Annotated in this window: 18 protein-coding genes and 1 pseudogene; 6 read left to right on the top strand and 13 right to left on the bottom strand. The window is 64.7% G+C overall.

Features of this window, described 5'->3' with window-relative positions:
* Positions 1-267: 267 nt before the first annotated feature.
* Both AC07VS_RS27375 and AC07VS_RS27370 read right to left on the bottom strand, forming a co-directional pair.
* Complete coding sequence (locus AC07VS_RS27375) at positions 268-1251, bottom strand: DUF6976 family protein (RefSeq protein ID WP_494657135.1); 984 nt, start codon at positions 1249-1251, stop codon at positions 268-270.
* Positions 1252-1261: 10 nt separating this feature from the next.
* Complete coding sequence (locus tag AC07VS_RS27370; protein WP_019572347.1) at positions 1262-1477, bottom strand: hypothetical protein; 216 nt, start codon at positions 1475-1477, stop codon at positions 1262-1264.
* Positions 1478-1767: 290 nt separating this feature from the next.
* Here AC07VS_RS27370 and AC07VS_RS27365 point away from each other — a divergent pair, with 290 nt between their 5' ends.
* Entirely contained in the window at positions 1768-2865 is a 1098-nt protein-coding gene (locus AC07VS_RS27365) for an NAD(P)-dependent alcohol dehydrogenase (protein ID WP_494657134.1), read from the top strand.
* Between the two features lie 51 nt (positions 2866-2916).
* Here the strand turns inward: AC07VS_RS27365 and AC07VS_RS27360 are convergent, their stop codons facing one another.
* The 4 genes from AC07VS_RS27360 to AC07VS_RS27345 form a co-directional block, all read right to left on the bottom strand.
* Positions 2917-3924, bottom strand: coding sequence for a LacI family DNA-binding transcriptional regulator (locus AC07VS_RS27360; RefSeq protein ID WP_494752541.1), 1008 nt, complete (start codon positions 3922-3924; stop codon positions 2917-2919).
* A gap of 73 nt (positions 3925-3997) precedes the next feature.
* Positions 3998-5029 (bottom strand): biotin synthase BioB, encoded by a 1032-nt coding sequence (gene bioB / locus AC07VS_RS27355; RefSeq protein ID WP_492346082.1) that lies wholly within the window; start codon positions 5027-5029, stop codon positions 3998-4000.
* 161 nt (positions 5030-5190) lie between these two features.
* On the bottom strand, positions 5191-5892 hold the full coding sequence (locus AC07VS_RS27350) for an enoyl-CoA hydratase/isomerase family protein (RefSeq protein WP_494752540.1): 702 nt from the start codon (positions 5890-5892) through the stop codon (positions 5191-5193).
* Between the two features lie 160 nt (positions 5893-6052).
* Complete coding sequence (locus AC07VS_RS27345) at positions 6053-6184, bottom strand: LPXTG cell wall anchor domain-containing protein (protein WP_492346080.1); 132 nt, start codon at positions 6182-6184, stop codon at positions 6053-6055.
* 323 nt (positions 6185-6507) lie between these two features.
* Between AC07VS_RS27345 and AC07VS_RS27340 the strand changes: the two genes are divergently transcribed.
* Positions 6508-7761, top strand: a complete 1254-nt coding sequence (locus tag AC07VS_RS27340; protein WP_492346079.1) for a D-alanyl-D-alanine carboxypeptidase family protein — start codon at positions 6508-6510, stop codon at positions 7759-7761.
* Between the two features lie 118 nt (positions 7762-7879).
* Here the strand turns inward: AC07VS_RS27340 and arsB are convergent, their stop codons facing one another.
* From arsB to AC07VS_RS27320, 4 genes are read right to left on the bottom strand one after another with little or no spacing between them, the layout of a single operon-like run.
* Entirely contained in the window at positions 7880-8962 is a 1083-nt protein-coding gene (arsB, locus tag AC07VS_RS27335) for an ACR3 family arsenite efflux transporter (protein ID WP_494752539.1), read from the bottom strand.
* 1 nt (position 8963) lies between these two features.
* The gene (locus tag AC07VS_RS27330) at positions 8964-9470 is read right to left on the bottom strand and encodes an arsenate reductase ArsC (protein WP_494752538.1); all 507 of its coding nucleotides are present in this window, start codon (positions 9468-9470) and stop codon (positions 8964-8966) included.
* 7 nt (positions 9471-9477) lie between these two features.
* Positions 9478-10050 (bottom strand): ArsI/CadI family heavy metal resistance metalloenzyme, encoded by a 573-nt coding sequence (locus tag AC07VS_RS27325; RefSeq protein ID WP_494752537.1) that lies wholly within the window; start codon positions 10048-10050, stop codon positions 9478-9480.
* A 21-nt stretch (positions 10051-10071) separates the two neighbouring features.
* Positions 10072-10395 (bottom strand): ArsR/SmtB family transcription factor, encoded by a 324-nt coding sequence (locus AC07VS_RS27320; protein ID WP_494752536.1) that lies wholly within the window; start codon positions 10393-10395, stop codon positions 10072-10074.
* A gap of 113 nt (positions 10396-10508) precedes the next feature.
* On the opposite strand from AC07VS_RS27320, the gene arsA reads away from it, so the two are divergent.
* The 4 genes from arsA (at position 10509) to AC07VS_RS27300 (ending at position 14633) form a co-directional block, all read left to right on the top strand.
* The gene (gene arsA / locus AC07VS_RS27315) at positions 10509-12269 is read left to right on the top strand and encodes an arsenical pump-driving ATPase (RefSeq protein WP_494752535.1); all 1761 of its coding nucleotides are present in this window, start codon (positions 10509-10511) and stop codon (positions 12267-12269) included.
* Positions 12270-12490: 221 nt separating this feature from the next.
* A complete protein-coding gene (locus AC07VS_RS27310) occupies positions 12491-12628 on the top strand; it encodes a hypothetical protein (protein WP_492346073.1) in 138 nt (45 codons plus the stop codon).
* A gap of 28 nt (positions 12629-12656) precedes the next feature.
* Positions 12657-13655 (top strand): Bug family tripartite tricarboxylate transporter substrate binding protein, encoded by a 999-nt coding sequence (locus AC07VS_RS27305; RefSeq protein ID WP_494752534.1) that lies wholly within the window; start codon positions 12657-12659, stop codon positions 13653-13655.
* A 30-nt stretch (positions 13656-13685) separates the two neighbouring features.
* Positions 13686-14633: a 2-hydroxyacid dehydrogenase gene (locus AC07VS_RS27300; protein ID WP_494752533.1), complete on the top strand. Its 948-nt coding sequence runs from the start codon at positions 13686-13688 to the stop codon at positions 14631-14633.
* A gap of 33 nt (positions 14634-14666) precedes the next feature.
* Here the strand turns inward: AC07VS_RS27300 and AC07VS_RS27295 are convergent, their stop codons facing one another.
* From AC07VS_RS27295 to garD, 3 genes and pseudogenes are all read right to left on the bottom strand, one after another.
* The gene (locus AC07VS_RS27295) at positions 14667-15404 is read right to left on the bottom strand and encodes a FadR/GntR family transcriptional regulator (protein WP_494752532.1); all 738 of its coding nucleotides are present in this window, start codon (positions 15402-15404) and stop codon (positions 14667-14669) included.
* A gap of 113 nt (positions 15405-15517) precedes the next feature.
* Complete coding sequence (locus tag AC07VS_RS27290; RefSeq protein ID WP_494752531.1) at positions 15518-16576, bottom strand: SMP-30/gluconolactonase/LRE family protein; 1059 nt, start codon at positions 16574-16576, stop codon at positions 15518-15520.
* Between the two features lie 44 nt (positions 16577-16620).
* Positions 16621-17164 (bottom strand): annotated as a pseudogene (garD, locus tag AC07VS_RS27285) (galactarate dehydratase); the annotation flags it as partial.

Below are 17164 nucleotides of genomic sequence, written 5' to 3'. Positions count from 1 at the left end.
CTGGCGGAAAGATAGACCTCCTGAAAGGCATTTCAGCTAAGGAAAACCCTTTGACGCAAAGCACCATCTGTCTGGTGCGCGACATCTGGCCTCCGCTTGCGGCGCGGCTGGATGTGGACCGGGAAGTCACTGGTGACGACGCAGGCCAGGGGAGGCGGTGGGCTCCGGATCAGCCTTGGGCGGCCGGGTCGGCAGCGGCAGACAGACAAAAAAAAGCCCCCGTGCCGATGCGGAAAAGCACCGGCACGGGGGCTGGATGCGCGGCAATCAATGCACGCGCACGCTCACCATGGTCTGGTTCAGCAGTTGGTAGGCGATTTCACCAAAGGTGATGGGGCCGGCCATGCCGCCGATGGCCTTGCCTTCGAGCTCTCCGAACACGAAGTTCAGGATGCAGTTGCACGACAGGGCCAGGCCGTCTGCGCTCTGGTCGGCCAGGCGGGCGCGGAAGGCGGCGGCGTAGTCACCCACGGGTTTGGCAAAGCGGTAGTCCACCCCGGGGAACACGGGTGCATACAGCACCACCTTGCCGCCCGCCTCGCCCACGCTTTGCAGCGACGCATTCACGTGGGCGCCGGCAAAGTCACCCACCAGGGGCAACTGGCCGTTTTCCAGGCCGTGTTCGCGCACATACGCGGCGAAGTTGGTCGGCTGGCCATTGACCAGGCATTGGCCCACTTCGAAGGTGGTCTGCTCGAACTGCAGCAGGTCGCCGGTGCCGGGCTCAAACAGGTTGACGATTTCGATCGAAGCCAGTTTGTCTTCGGGCAGCTTGACATAGGCCACCACGGCGCGGTCTTCGTACTTGGTGGCGGTGCGGCCGTCGTAGACCTTGGGGGTGGCGCTGCCCAGCTGCGACAGGTGCACACCGGCGATCCAGCCCACCGTGGGCTTGATGAAGGCGTCTTCGAAGTTGGCGGCCCCCGCGGCGAACTTCTGGTGCGAGCTGCTGCCGGCCGGGATGATGGTCACGGCAAAGCCGTTGTCGGGGCCGTTGCGGCTGATGTCGCCCAGGGCCTCAGGGCCGTAGCTGGCAAAGCTCACCTCGCCGACGGGCGACAGATCGGTGGCAAAAACCTGACCGTCTTGCACCACCACGCCACCGCTGGGCACCATGAAATAAGGGATGGTGCCGCCAATCCAGTTGCCGGCAGGCAATTGGTCCAGTGCGGATTCGGGGCCGGCCAGGCTCAGCGGCGTGCCTTGGCGGATCAGCTCGGCCGCAGCCTGCACGGAGATCAAATTGTTCATGGTTCGGTCCTCAGAGTGTGGTCAGTTGGGCGACTTCGGTCGGGAGAATGCGTTCCCACTTGGTGAAGAAGGCATGCAGCTCGGCGGCGCGTGCGGGCAGCGGATCGGTACTTCGTTCGATGCGCTTGGCCAGCAGTTGGGTGCCCAGGTGCTGTGTGCGGATTTTGCTGAGCCCGCCTGCGGCCAGCTTTTGCCAGCAGGGATGGTTGAGAGCCGGAATGGCCATGTTGTGCTCCAGAGTGTTTGTGGCTGCCGTGAATATCAATTGTCTCGCCATGGACGATGTCAATTGTATCGCTATGATCATTTAAAAGTCCAAAATGAACAATAGCCGACTGAAAATAATGATTGATTTGATTTTTAAGGTGTTGATCAAACGCAAATCCAGAACACTCCCTGTGTGGCTGGCCGGGGGCATCGGCGGTGCTTGTTGCGCTGAGTCATGGTGTCGCCGCAGAGCGGCTCTAGAGTGGGAAGGCGCGCCCTTGCGTGCACCTCATCTTCAGGAGTCAGCCCATGAGTACCTTGATGAAAGCCGCCGTCTTTGTCGAACCCGGCCGCATTGAACTGGTCGACAAGCGCATTCCCGATGTCGGGCCCAACGATGCCTTGCTGCGCGTCACCACCACCACCATTTGCGGCACCGATGTGCACATCCTCAAAGGGGAGTACCCGGTGGCCCGCGGTCTCACCGTGGGCCATGAACCGGTGGGGGTGATCGAGAAGCTGGGCAGCGCCGTGCAGGGCTACCAGGAAGGGCAGCGGGTGATTGCGGGGGCCATCTGTCCCAATTTCAATTCCTATGCAGCCCAGGACGGTGCCCCTTCGCAGGACGGTAGTTACCTGGTGCCTCAGGGCTTGTGCGGCTGCCATGGCTTCAAGGCCACAGCAGGCTGGCGCTTTGGCAACCTGATCGATGGCACTCAGGCCGAGTACGTGCTGGTGCCCGACGCCCAGGCGAACCTGGCCCCGATCCCCGATGGCCTGACCGATGAGCAGGTGCTGATGTGCCCCGACATCATGTCCACCGGGTTCAAGGGCGCCGAGAACGCCAATATCCGCATTGGGGACACCGTGGTGGTGTTTGCCCAGGGCCCGATCGGCCTGTGCGCCACGGCCGGGGCCCGTCTGCTGGGTGCCACCACCATCATCGCGGTGGACGGCAATGCCCACCGGCTGGGCATCTCCAGGCAATTGGGGGCGGACGTGACCCTCAACATCCATGAGTGCGATGTGGTGGCCGAGGTGCTGAAGCTCACAGGCGGACGCGGAGCAGATTCGGCGATCGAGGCGCTGGGCACCCAGGCCACCTTCGAAGCGGGCCTGCGCGTGATCAAACCCGGGGGCACCCTGTCGAGCCTGGGCGTTTACTCCGGTGACCTGACGATCCCGCTGTCGGCGTTTGCCGCTGGACTGGGTGACCACCGCATCAACACCGCGCTGTGCCCGGGCGGCAAGGAGCGGATGCGCCGTCTGATGAACGTGCTGGCCTCAGGCCGGCTGGATCTGGGCGTTCTGGTCACCCACCACTACCCGCTCGATCAGATCGTGGCGGCCTACGACCTGTTTTCGCACCAACGCGACGGGGTGTTGAAGGTCGCCATCAAGCCCTGAACACCAAGCCCTGAGGCGGTCAGGTGCCGGTTCAGCGACCCCGCGCCGCGCTCAGGCGGCTTGGGCGGTCGAGGCACGCTCCAGGATTTGGAAGCCGATGTCCACGATCGGGTGCTGCGGTGTGTGGCCCGCGCAGCGCTCCAGGATCAGGCGGGCCGACAATTCACCGATCAGACGCCCATCGACGCTCACCGTGGTCAGCGCGGGCTCGACATGGGCCGAGAACTCGGCATTGCCAAAGCCGCAGAGGGCCAGGTCTTGCGGCACACGCAGGCCGCGCGCCTGGGCTTCGATCATCACGCCCTGGGCCATCTGGTCGGAGCTGCAATAGATCGCCTGCAGATCGGGGGCCTGCGCCAGCAGCTGGCTCAGGGCCTGGCGCCCCAAGGCCAGCCCGCTGGGGGCGGGCACGAAGGCGGTGGGCACCTCGCGGCCCCAGGTGGCCACGAAGCCTTCGCAGCGCTGGCGGGCCCGGTGGTCGTCGGCACTGGCGATGCCCACCCGTTTCCAGCCCTTGCTGAGAAAGTAGCCGGCAATCGCACCGCCCACCTTGAGGTGCGAAAACCCCACCAGCATGTCGATCGGGCGGTCGCTGTAATCCCAGGATTCGACCACCGGAATGCCGGCCTGCACCAGCCGTTCGCGGGCTGAGGCCGAGCCCACCAGCCCGGCCATGAACAGGCCATCGGGGCGGCGGCTGATCATGGTGTTGATCAGGGCGTCTTCGCGATCCTGGTTGTAGCCACTCTGTCCCAGGATGAGCTGGTAGCCCGCCTGGGCCAGGGTATCGGTCAGGGCCTGCAGCGTGGGCAGAAACTGAGCCACCGACACCGCCGGCAGAATGCCCGCGATCATCTGGCTCTTGCGCGACTTGAGGCCCCCGGCCAGCAGGTTGGGCAGGTAACCGGTGGCGGCCACGGCCTGTTTCACCCGCTCCAGTGTCTTGTCGGACACCAGTTCAGGTTTGCTCAGGGCGCGCGAGGCGGTGATCAGAGAGACGCCGGCCTCACGGGCAACGTCGTGCAGGGTGGCCGCTTTCTTGGGTGCTGTGGTCTTCATCGGATGCTTGCTGCGGAATACCGGTCAGGGTATCAGACCTGAGGTCGCCCCAAGGGCCTGAGCCCCTCGGCCATCAGTTGACGGCAGCGCCCAACGGGACCTTGCTCTGCTCTTCAGTGGCGCAGTGCATGCCCAGGCGCTGCAGCAACTGCCGGTCTTTTTCGGCCTGCGGGTTGCTGGTGGTGAGCAATTTGTCGCCATAGAACATGCTGTTGGCACCCGCCAGAAAGCACAATGTCTGCAGGGCTTCGGGCATGTCTTCGCGCCCGGCCGACAGGCGCACCATGGCCCGTGGCATGCAGATGCGGGCCACGGCGATCATGCGCACGAACTCCAGCGGGTCGAGTGTCTGGGTGCCGGCCAGGGGGGTGCCCTCCACCTGCACCAGGTTGTTGATGGGCACCGACTCGGGGTAGGGCTGCAGATTGGCCAGTTGCACGATCAGGCCCGCGCGCTCACGGCGTGATTCGCCCATGCCCACGATCCCCCCTGAGCACACTTTCAGGCCCACATCACGCACCCGCTCCAGGGTGTCGAGGCGGTCCTGGTAGGTGCGGGTGGTGATGATCTGGCCATAGAACTCGGGCGAGGTGTCCAGGTTGTGGTTGTAGTAGTCCAGCCCCGCTTCGCGCAGTTGCTCGGCCTGACCGTCGGCCAGCATGCCGGCGGTCAGGCAGGTTTCCAGGCCCAGGGCTTTGACCTCGCTGATCATCTCGCCAATGACCTCGACATGGCGCGCCTTGGGCGAGCGCCAGGCCGCACCCATGCAAAAACGCGTGGCGCCGTTGGCCTTGGCGGCACGGGCGGCCTCCAGCACCTCGGCCAGCGGCAGCAGCTTGTCGGCCTTCAGACCGGTGTCGAAGTGGGCCGATTGGGGGCAGTACTTGCAATCCTCTTCGCAGCCGCCGGTCTTGATCGACAGCAACGTGGAGAGCTGGATCGCGTTGGGGTCGAAGTGCTGGCGATGCACTTGCTGGGCCCGGTACATCAGGTCGTTGAAAGGCAGTTCCAGCAGTTCCAGCACCTGGGCCACGCTCCAGGGCTGGTGGTTGATGCGGTCGGCGTCGGTGGTGGGCGTGCGAGTTTGGATCTGGTTCGGGTTCATGGTTTGCGTGTCGCCGTCTGAAGGCCGTCGATCTGGGGGTAATGCTTCTTGGTCGGGCATTCTAGAAGCTGTGCTGGGTCAACCCGACCGGATCAGCCCGGCGCTCGGTGCCCGGCTCAAATCGCAACCTCCGAGTCCGGGATGGACCCCTGCGTCGACTCTCAGCCCCCTTGCAGCAGGCGTTGCGCGCGGCTTTCTTCGGTCACAGCGCGATCAAAGTCCGGCAGGCCGATCTGGTTGAGCACGCGCTTGAAGCTGGCGGCCACCTCGGGTTTCAGATCGGCCAGACGCCTGGCGATCTGCAACCCCTGGGCCGGCAGCGCTGGGGCAGGGGCCACCTGCCAGATCAGTCCCCAGGCTTGGGCTTGCACGGCATTGAATTCATCGCCGAGCAGCATCAGGGCTTTGGCCCGAGCCAGCCCGGCGAGGGCAGGCAGCGTGGCGGTCAGCCCGCCGGTGACGAACACGCCCAGTGAGGCTTCCGGCAGCTTGAAACGCGTGTCTTCTGCCGCCACGACGACATCGGCATCCAGCATCCATTCCAGGCCGGCACCGACGGTCCAGCCATGCACCTCGGCCAGTACCGGCCGGGGGCTGTGCACGATGGCGTGGGCCACGGCCTGAACCAGCACCAGGTCTTGTTCCGTGGGGGGCGCCGAGACGTCCCGCCCGGCACAGAAGGCGCGACCCTCGCCGCGCAGCCGGATGGCCCGCACGTCAGGGGCCTTCGCCGCGTTCTCCAGCGCCTGAAGCAGCGCACTGGCCAGCTCATTGTCGATGGCATTGAGTTTGTCGGGGCGGTTCAGCGTCAGGGTCAGTACACCCTCGTCGAGTTGCTGCAGCAGTTTGGGCGATGGGGGCATGGCGTGGCGCAATTTGAGACGGGTTGCCCATGGTGCCAGAACCAGGGCATCACCCGGGCCTGCGCCGTTCCTTGCGCCGGCGGCCCCCTCGGCGTCTGAGCTGGGGGAGGCAGATTTTCGACAGTCTGGGCAGCACGCGGGCCGACGGCCAGGGCGGCCTTTAGCCAATGGTGTCGAGCCAGAACCCGATCATGGCGATCGCGGCACCCAGCAACACGCCCGCAAGCAATGCCTTGTTCCAGTGCGATCCAGTGTTCGGGTTTGGGTTCAGGCCTCGGGGCAAGGGCTCCATGGGGCGTGTTTCCTGTGCAATCAGGGAGTCACTGAAGTAGGGCGCGGCAGGTAGTTTCATCAGGCACCTTTTGGAGTGGACTTGTGTCGTAACTTAGAGGGCGTCGACTGACCAAAACCTGACTTGGCACCGCTTGTCATGATTTGTCACAATTTTCTGCCCCTGTTCCCATCAACGCATCGACTCACAAAACCCCACTGATGCAGTGGCGCACGAGGCAAATTCTTCGCGGGGCGGCCCGCTTTCAGCGTGGGGGGGCCGCTCGCCGGGTGGACAATCCACCCTGCCGATTCGCGACAATCGGCGAACCGATTGAAAACGCCATGCAAACCAAGACTCTCTCCATCCTTCCTGTCATCTTCGCCATCGCTGCGGGCGCTCTGGTGCCAAGTTCGGCGTCATTTGCTGCGGGTGGACACCATGCCGCCAAGGCTGCCTCTCCCAAGAAGGCCGCCGCCGCTGCTGCGGCCAACGCCCTGCCGCCCCTGGCTGCCCAGACCACCCTGGCCGGCAGCCCACCCGCGCTGCCAGCCAAGGCCTGGCTGCTGATGGACTTTGACTCCGGTGAGGTGCTGGCCTCGGCCAACGCCGACGAACCCCTGCCGCCCGCATCGCTCACGAAGATGATGACCAGTTACCTGGTCGAGCAGGCGCTGCGCTCAGGCAAGCTCAAGCAGGACGATCTGGTCTCGGTCAGCCAGAACGCCTGGTGCCGTGGCTCCAGCACCGAGTCGTGCATGTACCTGCCGCTGAACAGCCAGGCCACGGTGATCGATATTCTGCGCGGCATCATCATCCAGTCGGGCAATGACGCCTCCAAGGCGATTGCCGAACACATGGCCGGCTCCGAGGAGGGCTTTGCCAAGCTGATGAATGCCGAAGCCCAGCGCCTGGGCATGACGCACACCCACTTCATGAACCCGACGGGCCTGCCCGATCCGGATCACAAGTCGTCTGCGCGTGACCTGGCGATCCTGGCGCGCGCCATCATCCGAGACAGTGCCGACTACTACCCCATCTACGCGGAGCGCGAGTTCAAGTACCACGGCATCAAGCAAGGCAACCGCAACGCCCTGCTGTACACCGACCCCACCGTGGACGGCCTGAAGACGGGCCACACCGAAGAGGCTGGCTACTGCCTGGTCACTTCGTCCAAGCGCAACGGGATGCGTTTGATCACCGTCATCCTCAACACCAGCAGTGCCCAGGCCCGTGCTGACCAGACGCGAGCCATGCTGGGCTGGGGCTTCAGCACCTTCGAGAAGGCCACCCCGATCCAGCCGGACGCGGTGGTGGCCACGGCCAAGGTCGGCTACGGCAAGGCCGATACCGTGGCCGCCGGCCTGGGGGCCCCCTGGACCCTGACCGTGCCGCGGGGCCAGCAGGTGCAGACGGCGGTTGAGTTGAAGGCTGATCTGGAGGCTCCGGTGGCCAAAGGGGCTGTGATCGGCAAGGTGGTCGCCACCTCGAATGGCAAGCCAGTGGGTGAAGCCCCGCTCGTGGCGCAGGCTGAAGTGGAGCGTGCCGGCCTGATGCTGCGCGCCTGGCAGGGCCTGGCCAAGCTGTTTGGCAAGTAAAGCCAGGCGGGTCTGCAGGGCGCTCAGCGTGCCGCTTCGGCGGCGCCAAGGGCCACGCGTGCAGAGAGCCGTGGCCGGCGGTGCGGTGTCGCACCGGAGTGCGATACCGCGGTCGGGTTCATGCCGCCTTCACGGGCGAGCGTTCATACCAGCGCTTGCTGTTGTTGACGATGCTCACCACCAGCAGCATCACCGGCACTTCGATCAGCACGCCCACCACGGTGGCCAGTGCCGCACCTGAGTTGAAGCCGAACAGGCTGATGGCCGCTGCCACCGCCAGTTCGAAAAAGTTCGAGGCACCGATCAAGGCCGATGGGCAGGCGATGTTGTGTTTTTCTCCCACGGCGCGGTTCAGCCAGTAGGCCAGCGCCGAGTTGAAAAACACCTGGATCAGGATCGGCACGGCCAGCAGTGCAATCACCAATGGCTGCTTCAGAATGGCTTCGCCCTGGAACGCAAACAGCAGCACCAGCGTGGCCAGCAAGGCCGTGATCGACCAGGGCCCGATTTGGGCCATGGCCGCATCGAAAGCGGCCTGGCCTCTGGCCAGCAGCGACCTGCGCAACCACTGGGCCAGGATCACCGGAATCACGATGTAGAGCGCCACGGATGTCAGCAGGGTGTCCCAGGGCACGGTGATGGCGGAAAGCCCCAGCAGAAAGCCCACCAGCGGTGCGAAGGCAATCACCATGATGCTGTCGTTGAGGGCGACCTGGGACAGCGTGAACAAGGGGTCGCCGCCGGTCAGGCGGCTCCAGACAAACACCATGGCGGTACAAGGTGCGGCTGCCAACAGGATCAGCCCCGCAATGTAGCTGTCGAGTTGATCGGCCGGCAGCAGTGGCGCGAACCAGTGGCGGATGAACAGCCACCCCAGAAAGGCCATTGAAAAGGGCTTCACCAACCAGTTCACAAACAGGGTGACGCCGATGCCCTTGACGTGTTGGCGGACTTCGCCGAGCGCAGAAAAATCGACCTTCACCAGCATCGGGATGATCATCACCCAGATCAGCAGGCCCACGGGCAGGTTGACCTGGGCCACTTCCAGGCGGCCGATGGCCTGGAACACGCCCGGCATGAGTTGGCCCAGGGCGATGCCGGCGACGATGCAAAGAAAGACCCAGACCGTCAGGTAGCGCTCAAACACACTCATGGGGGCGCTGGCCGCTCGTTGGGCAGTGGTTTCGCAGGGGGCGCTCATGTCAGTCCTTGGAGAGTTCACGGGCCGTCGTCTGCAGCATGGCCTTTGCCAGCTTGTCGGCTGGCAGGTTGATCAGCAACTCCAGGCGACGCTTGATCAGGTGCAGGGTCTGGCGGAAGGCCTCCAGCTTTTCCTCGTCCGAGGACTCGCCTTCGGAAGGGTCGGCATAGCCCCAGTGGGCGGTGGCCGGGTGCCCCGGCCAGATCGGGCAGACCTCGCCCGCGGCGTTGTCGCACACGGTGATGATCAGGTCCATCTTGGGGGCGTCTGCCGCGGCGAATTCATCCCAGCTCTTGCTGCGCAGGCCTTCGGTGGAGATGCCGGCCTTTTGCAACACTTGCAAGCCCAGCGGATTGGGCTTCTGGTTCTCGCGTGGGCTGCTGCCGGCGGAGAAGGCCTTGAAGCGGCCTTGGCCCATGGCGTTCAGCAAGGCCTCTGCCAACACGCTGCGGGCAGAGTTGTGGGTGCAGAGAAACAAGACATTCAGGGGGGTGGTTTCGGTGGTCATGACAGGCTCAGCAGCAGGTGGATCGGGTGGTGTTGGGGGTGCAGCAGGCCGCTTGATCAGGGGCGTGCGCTACTGCAGCGGGGGCACAGCAAGCCGATGCGGCCCGGTCGCTGCGGGCCGCCTGGACGGCAGCCTGCCCGGATTGCAGCGCGGCTGTCGGTGTCGATGGGCTGCAACAGGCGCCGGCTGCGGTGGCTGGCGGGTTCTCGTTGAACACGGGGATGTCACCCAGCGTGTGAAAGTGCTCCCAGGCGATGCCTTGGGGGTCTGTGACCCAGTGTTTTTCACTGCGGGCGTAGCAGCAGGTGGTGCTGCCTTCGTCGAGCAACGCCAGGTCAGCCGATCGGGCCCGGGCCTTGAGCTCGGCCAGTTCGTCCGCCTCATCCACCTGAAAGCCCAGGTGGTCCAGCCCCGGCTTGCTGCCGCGGGTGGAGATGGCGAAGTTCACCCGAGGGTCCTCCAGCATCCATTTGGCGTAGTCAGCCTCTACCCTGGTCGGCTCGGCAGCGAACAGCTGGGTGTAGAAGCCGACGCTCTTGGCCAGGTCTTCAACATGCATGTGAACATGGAATCGTTTCATGGGGCTCTCCTGAATGGACGTTCAACAATCGCACGGGCGCGCTGTTGACAGCGTGCAGTCCGTGCCTTGGCAGCAGTTTTCGGTGAGGTAGCTCAACAACTCGTTCATGGTTTCGAACGATGCTCGATAGATCAGATTGCGTCCCTGGCGCTCCTGGCTGATGAGCCCCGCGTGGGCCAGCTCTTTGAGGTGAAACGACAGCGTGTTGGGCGGAACGGCCAGTTGCTCTGCCAGAACCCCCGGGGTCATGCCCGCCTGGCCGGCGACCACCAGGGCTCGAAAAACCCGCAGGCGCACTTCTTGGGCCAGTGCTGCCAGGGAGCGGACGACATCTTGTTCTTTCATGCATCAACTATACAACGATATTGGAAATGTTGTAAATTTAAGCCTGTCGAGGTGATTTCCAACTTGTCGCGCTGCGCGCAGACACCTCGCTGGCCTTCTGAAACAGGAAATTCATGCCGTCATCCATCCGTCTTCTGGATGCCCCGACCAAGTACCTTTTCTTCACCGGAAAGGGCGGCGTGGGCAAGACCTCAGTGTCCACAGCGGTGTCCATTGCCCTGGCAGATTCAGGTAAAAAGGTCTTGCTGGTCAGCACCGATTCAGCCTCCAACCTGGACGAGATGCTGGGGGTCGAGTTGCGCAATCAACCGGTCACCGTGCCGGGTGTGGCCGGCCTCTCGGTTTTGAACATCGACCCCGAGGCCGCTGCCCGGAGTTACCGCGTGCGCGTCATCGAGCAGATGGGGCCTCAGGCCAGCTCGGAGGACGTGTCCACGGTGCGCGAACAGCTCTCGGGTGCCTGCACCACCGAGATCGCCACGTTCGACGAATTTGCCAGCCTTCTCTCGGATGGGGGCGAGGCCTTTGACCACGTGGTGTTTGACACGGCGCCCACGGGCCACACGCTGAGGCTGCTCAGCCTGCCCAAGGCCTGGAGCGGGTTTCTGGGCGGCAATGACCGGGGGGCTTCGTGCCTGGGCCCGCATTCGGGCTTGAAGATGCAGGAGCAACTTTTCAACCGGGCCTTGAAGTCGCTGAACGATCCGGCGTTGACCAGCCTGGTTCTGGTGGCCCGCCCCGAGGCCAGCGCCCTGCAGGAGGCCGCCAGGTCCTCGGTCGAACTGCTGACGCTGGGGCTGACTCGGCAGCGCCTGGTGGTCAATGCCGTGTTCAAGGCCAGCGACCGGCAAGACGCCATCGCCATGGCACTGGAGGACTTGGGGCAGCAGGCGCTGCGGGCGATGCCCGATGCACTTCGCCACTTGCCTTGCGATCTGGTGGCCTTGCGTCCTGTCGATTCCGTGGGCTTGGCGGCGCTCAGGGCGCTGCTGTCGGGCAATCCGGTCGATGCCCCTCCACCCCTGGCGCTTGATCTGGCCCGGGCGCATCCCGGTCTGGGGGGTCTGGTGGCCGAACTGGCCCAGGGCGAGCACGGCTTGATCATGGTGATGGGCAAGGGCGGCGTGGGTAAAACCACCGTGGCAGCTGCGCTGGCCCTGGGCCTGGTCCGACATGGCAAATCGGTTCACCTCAGCACCACCGACCCTGCCGCTCACCTGGCGGTCACCCTCGAGGGCGAGGTGCCTGGCTTGAGCGTCGGCCGGATCGACCCCAAGGCCGAGACCCAAAAATACGTGGACAAAATCGTGGCGGCCAAGTCGCCCGGCATGACGGCTGCCGAAAAAGACCTGTTGATCGAAGACCTGCGCTCACCCTGTACAGAAGAGGTGGCGGTATTTCATGCCTTCTCGCATGTGGTTTCGCAGGCCAGAAGTGCTTTTGTTGTGCTGGACACCGCTCCAACCGGGCATTCTTTGTTGCTCATGGACGCCACCGGCGCCTACCACCGTCAGATGCTCAGAGAGTTTGAAGGCAAAGGGGCAGGGCGCATCGTGACCCCGCTGATGCGCCTGCAAGATGCCGACTACACGAAGATCATCCTGGTGACCCTGCCTGAGGCAACACCGGTCTCGCAGGCGGCGGCTCTTCAGGATGACCTGCGGCGCGCCCAGATCGAGCCCTTTGCGTGGGTGATCAACAAATCCTTGCTGGCCACGGCCACCCAGGATCCCTTGCTCCAGGCGCGACTGCTCAGTGAGCACCGGCAAATCGAGCGTGTCCTGGGGCTGGCCGGGCATTCGGTCTACAGCGTTCCCTGGACCGCGAAGCCGCCGGTGGGCGTGGCGGCCTTGCAGGAGCTTGTCAGGCCCTGATACCCGTCCGGCGGGTTTGAGTGGGCATGGGGGGGGCAGGGCCGCCTGGCGGCTTCTGTTCAGTCGTTTTTAAAAATGGTATCGTTGTCATTGCTGTTCAAATAGAAAAATCCCCTTGCAACATCTTATTTGCAGGGTGGGTTTTCAAAAAAATGTGACGGTAATGACAACGACAATCATTGATGAAGCGCTCGCCATGAGCGAACGCACATGGAGACGACATGACCTCCCTGCTGTTGGCCAGACCGGCCCTGCCCAGCCTGCCAGTGCTGGCCAGTGAGCTGCAGTGGTCGATCACGCGGGTGCACGCCGGCGCCGCATCGATGTTGATCCAGCCAGCCGGCATCGAGCCCGGATGAAGCCCCACAACAACCTCAGGAGACCCGCATGAAAACACCACCCCACCTTTCAGGCCGTCGTTGGATCCTGGGCCTGGCCGCGCTCAGTGCCTGTGTTCTGGGCACGGCCGTGCATGCCCAGGCCCATGATTTCCCGAACCGACCGGTGACCCTGGTGGTGCCGTTTCCACCCGGTGGCGGCACCGACACCAGTGCCCGCCTGATCGCCACGCGCCTGAGTCAGAAGTGGGGCAGGTCGGTCATCGTCGACAACAAGGGCGGCGCTGCCGGCATGATCGGCGCTGACTTCGTGGCCAAGGCCAAAAGCGACGGCTACACCTTGCTGTTTGGCAACATCGGCACCCAGGCCATCAACCCCTCGTTGTACAAGTCGATGCCGTATTCGCCCGACACGGCCTTCGTGCCCGTGTCCCTGGTGGCGGAACTGCCCCTGGTGATGATGGTGAATGCCCAGGTGCCCGCCAAGACGGTGGAAGAGTTCATCGCACTGGCCAAATCCAAGCCTGATGCCATGAGCTACAGCACCTCGGGTGCGGGCAGTTCGATGCACCTGGCGGCAGAGATGTTCAAGAGTGGCTCCGGAACCGCTGTGCAACACGTGCCCTACCGGGGGGGTGGCCCGGCCGTGGGCGACCTGTTGGCCGGCCATGTGCAACTTTGTTTTGCCACGGTGCTTGAATCGAGTGGGCACCTCAAGAGTGGCAAGGTACGTGCGCTGGCCGTCACCGGCAAGACCCGGGTGCCCGCCTTGCCACAGGTGCCGACGCTGGCCGAAGGCGCCATCCCGGGCTTTGATTCCATCTCCTGGGTGGGGCTGTTGGCGCCGGCCGGCACCCCGCGGGAGATCACCGATAAGATTTCAGCCGACATCCGGCAGGTGCTGGCGCTGGATGAGGTCAAGGCCCGGCTGGCCGAACTGGGCGCACTGCCCGTGGGCAGCACCCCCGACGCGTTTGCCACGCTCATTGCCAGCGACCGCAAGCGTTACGCGCAAATCATTGCCGATAAGAACATCCACGTCGACTGACTTTTTCCCTGAACGACCCGAGCTTCTCCCATGACCACCACCTCACCCCGCCTGATCCAGATCGGCCGTCAGATGCCCCAGCTTGAAGCCGCGCTGGCGGCCCGCTACACCGTGCACCGCCTGGCCGACGAGGCCGACCCGGCCGCTTTCCTGAAGGCCCAGGGCCACACTTTCGCCGGCCTGGTCACCTCGGCCGCCATCGGGGTGGACAACGCCGTCATCGCAGCGTTGCCTCAGCTCAAGGTGATTTCGAGCTTCGGCGTCGGCCTGGACAAGATCGATGTGGCCTACGCCAGCGCACGGGGGGTGCAGGTGGGCTACACCCCCGAAGTGCTGACCGACTGCGTGGCTGACCTGGCCTTCGGCCTGTTGATCGATGTGGCCCGGCAGATTGCAGCCGGCGACCGCTTTGTGCGCCGTGGCGCCTGGGTGTCGGCCAAGTACCCCATGACCACCCGTGTCAGTGGCAAGAAGCTGGGCATCTTCGGCATGGGGCGCATTGGCGGCACCATCGCCCGGCGCTCCAGCGGCTTTGACATGAGCGTGCGCTACACCAATCGGCATCCGGTGGCGGGCTCGCCCCATACCTTCGAGCCCAGCCTGATCGAACTGGCGCGCTGGAGTGACTTTCTCGTGATCGCCGCTGCCGGTGGCGCCGCCACCCACCACCTGGTCGACCGGGCTGTGCTGCAGGCCTTGGGCCCCAAGGGCTTCATCATCAACGTGGCCCGGGGCAGCGTGATCGATGAGGCCGCGCTGGTGCAGGCCCTGGCCGACGGCACCATTGCCGGCGCAGGGCTGGATGTGTTTGAGGCCGAGCCCCAGGTGCCCGAGGCCTTGCGCCAGATGGATCAGGTGGTGCTGCTGCCCCATGTGGCCAGTGGTACCCACGAAACCCGGCAGGCCATGGCTGACCGGGTGATCGAGAACCTGGAGGCGTTTTTTGCCGGCCGGCCGCTGGTGTCGCAGGCGCACTGATCCGCCGTGAGGTGGGCCCCTCGGGTGGCTGCCTCAACCCGCCGTGTTGCGGGCCTCCAGCGCCCGGTGGCGTTCGCGGCTTTTGGCGATGTGCAGGCGCATGGCGGCGCGCGCCGCCTCGGGCTGTTGATGCAGGATGGCCGAGTAGATCTCTTCATGCTCATCGGCCACGTGGTCGAGGTAGTTGCGCCGGCCTTCCTCAACCGGGTCTTGTGTGGTTTGCCAGCAGCGCGGCAGGCTGCCGGGGCTCAGTGTGCCCATCATCGCGATGTAATGCGGGCTTTGTGAGGCACGGGCAATCTCGCAGTGAAAGCGAAAATCGGCCCCCACCGGGTCGGTATTGGCCAGCCAGGCCTGGGACACCGCATCCAGCGACTGGCGCAGTTGCTGCAGATGGGCCTCGGTACGCCGCTGGGCCGCCATGGCGGCGGCCTCGGGCTCCAGGCCCATGCGCAGCTCCAGCACGGCCAGCAGGTCGGGCAGGGAGTGCATGCTGGCCGGGTCGATCGAAAAAGGGCGGGCGTCTTGCAGCGCAGACACAAAGGTCCCCAGACCCTGGTGCGCATAGATCAAGCCCCGGGCCTTGAGGCTGGTCAGTGCGTCGCGCACCACCGTGCGGCTGACGCCGAACTGCACCATCAGATCGGCCTCGGCGGGCAGTTTGTCGCCAGCGCGCAGCTGGCCCGCCTGGATGCGGGCCGCCAACTGTTCAACCAACTCCAGCGCACGGGCTGGGGCTTTGCGGGGAGGCTGCGGGCGAGGTGAAGTCACGGTCAAGGTCGGGCCGGGTTGAGGTCAAGCGGGCTGGTGCCAGCTCAGCCTCGATTTTGCATGACGCGGCGACCTCGCCACCCGCCCCGGGCCTGATTAAAAGCAACTGCGGCTCAGGCTGCGCCCTCGGCCTCCACGTACAACGCGTAGAGCGAGTGGCAGCTGGCCATGTAGAGGCGGTTGCCCTTGGGGCCGCCAAACGTCAGGTTGGGGCAGCGCTCAGGCAGGTGGATGTGGGCAATGGCCTTGCCCTGGGGGTTGAACACCCGCACGCCGTCGTGGTCGGCCGGGTTCACGCCCAGGCGTCCATCCGAGCCCCAGCCGCACCACAGGTTGCCGTCGCGGTCCACCTTGAAGCCGTCGAGAGCACCCGGGCCGTTGGCATCAATCAACTTGGTCTTGTTCGAGGCGCTGCCGTCGGCCGCGATGTCATAGGCCCAGATGCTGCGGCTGGGCGTGCCTTTCCACTCCACCACATACAGCTTTTTCTCGTCCGGCGAAAAGGCCAGGCCGTTGGGGTTCACCAGGTCGGTGATGATGGCGCGGATCTGTCCGTTGGGGTCGATGCGGTACACGTTGGTGGTGGCCTGTTCGGGCTTGGCCTTGAAGCCCTCCCATTCGCCATTGATGCCGAACAGCGGGTCGGTGAACCACACGCTGTCGTCCGACTTGACCACGATGTCGTTGGGTGCGTTCAGGCGCTTGCCTTCGTACTGGTCGGCCAGCACGGTGATCTTGCCGTTGTACTCGGTGCGCGTCACGCGGCGGGTGAGTGAGTGTTCGCAGGTCAGCAGCCGGCCCTGGCGATCGCGGGTGTTGCCGTTGGCATAGTTGGCTTGCTCACGGAACACGCTGAAGGCGCCGTTGGTTTCGTCGTACTTCATGATGCGGTTGTTCGGGATATCGCTCAGCAGCAGGTAGCGCCCGGCTGGAAAGTACACCGGTCCCTCGGCCCAGCGCATGCCGCTGGCCAACTGCTCGACCGAGCTGCTGTAGAGGCGGTACTTGAGAAAGCTCGGGTCCAGCACCTCGACGGCCATGTCGGGGTAGCGTGCGTTGGGCTTGAAGTCGATCTTCTGGGCTGCCGCCAGCCCGCTCAAGGCGGCCAGGCCGGCGCCGGTGGCGGTCTTCATGAATTGGCGGCGTGCCGGGGTTGCTTGGGGTTCGTTCATGTTTGTCTCCGTCTTCGTTGAAAAATCGCTGTCGGGCTGGCGCCTCAGGTTACGGGTGCCGGGTTGAACAGCACCAGGGCGTTGTGCAGCTTCCACTGCTCGGCCCAGGTCTTTTGGCGGCCGCTGGCCACCTCGAGCATCAGCTCGAACAGTTCCCAGCCCACCTGCTCGATGGTTTTCTCGCCGCTGGCGATGCGGCCCGCATTCACATCCATCAGGTCATGCCAGCGTTGGGCCAGGTCGTTGCGCGTGGCCACCTTGATCACCGGCACCTCGGCCAGCCCGTAGGGCGTGCCGCGGCCGGTGGTGAACACATGCAGGTTCATGCCAGCGGCCAGCTGCAGCGTGCCGCAGATGAAGTCGCTGGCCGGGGTGGCGGCGTAGATCAGGCCTTTTTGCGTGAGCTTTTCGCCGGGCGAGATCACGCCACTGATGGGGGCGCTGCCGCTCTTCACGATCGAGCCCATGGCCTTTTCGACGATGTTCGACAGCCCGCCCTTCTTGTTGCCCGGCGTGGTGTTGGCGCTGCGGTCCACGCGGCCCTGGTTCAGGTAGGCGTCGTACCAGGCCATCTCGCGGATCATGGCC

Source organism: Curvibacter sp. GW821-FHT01G03, from assembly GCF_059422285.1.
This window is presented reverse-complemented; position numbering and strand designations above follow the sequence as displayed.

Coding starts and splice junctions, on each gene's coding strand:
- AC07VS_RS27320 (WP_494752536.1), bottom strand. CDS start 10,395: ATGAAAGAACAAGATGTCGTCCGCTCCCTGGCAGCACTGGCCCAAGAA.
- arsB (WP_494752539.1), bottom strand. CDS start 8,962: ATGAGCGCCCCCTGCGAAACCACTGCCCAACGAGCGGCCAGCGCCCCC.
- AC07VS_RS27360 (WP_494752541.1), bottom strand. CDS start 3,924: ATGAAGACCACAGCACCCAAGAAAGCGGCCACCCTGCACGACGTTGCC.
- arsA (WP_494752535.1), top strand. CDS start 10,509: ATGCCGTCATCCATCCGTCTTCTGGATGCCCCGACCAAGTACCTTTTC.
- bioB (WP_492346082.1), bottom strand. CDS start 5,029: ATGAACCCGAACCAGATCCAAACTCGCACGCCCACCACCGACGCCGAC.
- AC07VS_RS27365 (WP_494657134.1), top strand. CDS start 1,768: ATGAGTACCTTGATGAAAGCCGCCGTCTTTGTCGAACCCGGCCGCATT.
- AC07VS_RS27375 (WP_494657135.1), bottom strand. CDS start 1,251: ATGAACAATTTGATCTCCGTGCAGGCTGCGGCCGAGCTGATCCGCCAA.
- AC07VS_RS27325 (WP_494752537.1), bottom strand. CDS start 10,050: ATGAAACGATTCCATGTTCACATGCATGTTGAAGACCTGGCCAAGAGC.
- AC07VS_RS27370 (WP_019572347.1), bottom strand. CDS start 1,477: ATGGCCATTCCGGCTCTCAACCATCCCTGCTGGCAAAAGCTGGCCGCA.
- AC07VS_RS27345 (WP_492346080.1), bottom strand. CDS start 6,184: ATGGAGCCCTTGCCCCGAGGCCTGAACCCAAACCCGAACACTGGATCG.
- AC07VS_RS27340 (WP_492346079.1), top strand. CDS start 6,508: ATGCAAACCAAGACTCTCTCCATCCTTCCTGTCATCTTCGCCATCGCT.
- AC07VS_RS27300 (WP_494752533.1), top strand. CDS start 13,686: ATGACCACCACCTCACCCCGCCTGATCCAGATCGGCCGTCAGATGCCC.
- AC07VS_RS27350 (WP_494752540.1), bottom strand. CDS start 5,892: ATGCCCCCATCGCCCAAACTGCTGCAGCAACTCGACGAGGGTGTACTG.
- AC07VS_RS27330 (WP_494752538.1), bottom strand. CDS start 9,470: ATGACCACCGAAACCACCCCCCTGAATGTCTTGTTTCTCTGCACCCAC.
- AC07VS_RS27305 (WP_494752534.1), top strand. CDS start 12,657: ATGAAAACACCACCCCACCTTTCAGGCCGTCGTTGGATCCTGGGCCTG.
- AC07VS_RS27310 (WP_492346073.1), top strand. CDS start 12,491: ATGACCTCCCTGCTGTTGGCCAGACCGGCCCTGCCCAGCCTGCCAGTG.
- AC07VS_RS27290 (WP_494752531.1), bottom strand. CDS start 16,576: ATGAACGAACCCCAAGCAACCCCGGCACGCCGCCAATTCATGAAGACC.